The 2500-nt window shown below is 55.3% G+C and carries 1 tRNA gene and 2 rRNA genes (1 of these 3 cut by a window edge); all 3 read right to left on the reverse strand.

The annotated features are described in order from the left end of the window. Positions 1-175: 175 nt before the first annotated feature. Positions 176-252 (reverse strand) — tRNA-Met (locus AC3CB8_RS00005). A 126-nt stretch (positions 253-378) separates the two neighbouring features. Then, positions 379-493: ribosomal RNA gene (gene rrf, locus AC3CB8_RS00010) — 5S ribosomal RNA — on the reverse strand. A gap of 272 nt (positions 494-765) precedes the next feature. Next, positions 766-2500 (reverse strand): 23S ribosomal RNA (locus AC3CB8_RS00015); it runs 1101 nt beyond the window's last position.

Raw genomic sequence — 2500 nt, forward strand, 5'->3', positions numbered from 1 at the left:
GCCCGCCAGGTTTGAACCTGGCGGGCCGTTATTGATTGGTTGCGGGGACAGGATTTGCGTTTTCTGTCCCGCGGCGTCGGCTCCGCCTCCTTGCGGGGCCCTGATGACAGGTAAAATCGCCGGCTGCCACAGCAAAATACAAAAGAGCCCGCACGAGGGCGGGCTCTTTTGTATTTGGTTGCGGGGACAGGATTTGAACCTGTGACCTTCAGGTTATGAGCCTGACGAGCTACCGGGCTGCTCCACCCCGCGTCATATTCCTCACCGCCAAATGAAAGGGCCGCTTTCGCGGCCCGTGATCCCGTTGGCGGGCCTGTACGTAGAGAGAAGATTTCACTGTCATCCGATTGGATGAGAGTTTGAACGTGCGTTTTGCAGACCTGGCAGCGACCTACTCTCCCGCGTCTTGAGACGAAGTACCATCAGCGCTGGAGCGTTTCACGGCCGAGTTCGGAATGGGATCGGGTGCAGCCGCTCCGCCATAACCACCAGGTCGGCAAAACGCACGTTATTCGAGAAGCTTTTGAGCGAAGAAGCATAAGAGACATCGACAGCGGAGCTGTCGGTGCCTCTCGGGGCTGTTCGCTGGTCTTAATTGTGCCTTTACGGTTCTTTTGGTCCTGGCGCCTTTCGAAGCGAAGCTTCGCAAGGTCGACCGACCGTCGGCGCTGATGCGCCGCACCCACGTAGCGCCGCCCGCGGGGCGGAACAAGCGTGAGTGAGAACAGACCATCTGATTTTGTCAGATGGGCATAAGGAATGAGAACGATCAAGCCGATCGAACTATTAGTACCGGTAAGCTTCAAGCGTTGCCGCTCTTCCACACCCGGCCTATCAACGTGGTCGTCTTCCACGGTTCTCAGGGAATACTCGTTTTAAGGTGGGTTTCCCGCTTAGATGCCTTCAGCGGTTATCCCGTCCGGATATAGCTACCCTGCTATGCGGCTGGCGCCACAACAGGTCCACCAGAGATCCGTCCATCCCGGTCCTCTCGTACTAGGGACAGATCCTTTCAATATTCCTACACCCACGGCAGATAGGGACCGAACTGTCTCACGACGTTCTGAACCCAACTCACGTACCGCTTTAAATGGCGAACAGCCATACCCTTGGGACCTGCTCCAGCCCCAGGATGCGATGAGTCGACATCGAGGTGCCAAACAACCCCGTCGATATGGACTCTTGGGGGTCATCAGCCTGTTATCCCCGGCGTACCTTTTATCCGTTGAGCGATGGCCCTTCCACGCGGGACCACCGGATCACTATGACCGACTTTCGTCTCTGCTCGACTTGTCAGTCTCGCAGTCAGGCAGGCTTATGCCATTGCACTCAGCGAACGATTTCCGACCGTTCTGAGCCCACCATCGCGCGCCTCCGTTACTCTTTAGGAGGCGACCGCCCCAGTCAAACTACCCACCATACATTGTCCCGGACCCGGATAACGGGCCGCGGTTAGACATCCATAGTAATAAGGGTGGTATTTCAAGGGTGGCTCCACCTGAGCTGGCGCCCAGGTTTCAAAGCCTACCACCTATCCTACACATGCCACTACGAATGCCAATGTAAAGCTATAGTAAAGGTGCACGGGGTCTTTCCGTCTAACCGCAGGAACCCCGCATCTTCACGGGGAATTCAATTTCACTGAGTCTATGCTGGAGACAGCGGGGAAGTCGTTACGCCATTCGTGCAGGTCGGAACTTACCCGACAAGGAATTTCGCTACCTTAGGACCGTTATAGTTACGGCCGCCGTTTACTGGGGCTTCGATTCAGAGCTTGCACCCCTCCTCTTAACCTTCCAGCACCGGGCAGGCGTCAGACCCTATACGTCGTCTTGCGACTTCGCAGAGCCCTGTGTTTTTGATAAACAGTCGCTACCCCCTGGTCTGTGCCACCCTCCTCCACTTGCGTGGAAAAGGGTCACGCTTCTTCCGAAGTTACGCGTGCAATTTGCCGAGTTCCTTCAGCATAGTTCTCTCAAGCGCCTTGGTATACTCTACCAGACCACCAGTGTCGGTTTCGGGTACGGTTTATAAGGAGGAGCTATTTCCTGGAACCACGCAGCAGCCCGTTCAATCCGATAAGATTGGACTACCTCAATGATCCGTCACTACCTCCAAGCCCACGAATATTAACGTGGTTCCCATCGACTACGCGTTTCCGCCTCGTCTTAGGGGCCGGCTAACCCTGCTCAGATTAGCTTTAAGCAGGAACCCTTGGTCTTTCGGCGGGGGAGTCTCTCACTCCCCTTACGTTACTCATGTCAGCATTCGCACTTCTGATACCTCCACCACCCCTCACGGGTATGGCTTCGTCAGCTTACAGAACGCTCCGCTACCGCTTGGCCCTTGCGGACCAAACCCTAAGCTTCGGTGTATGGCTTTAGCCCCGTTACATTTTCGGCGCAAAGACCCTTATTTAGACCAGTGAGCTGTTACGCTTTCTTTAAATGATGGCTGCTTCTAAGCCAACATCCTGGTTGTTTTGGGATCCTCACATCCT

Source organism: Mesorhizobium sp. P160927, from assembly GCF_057766385.1.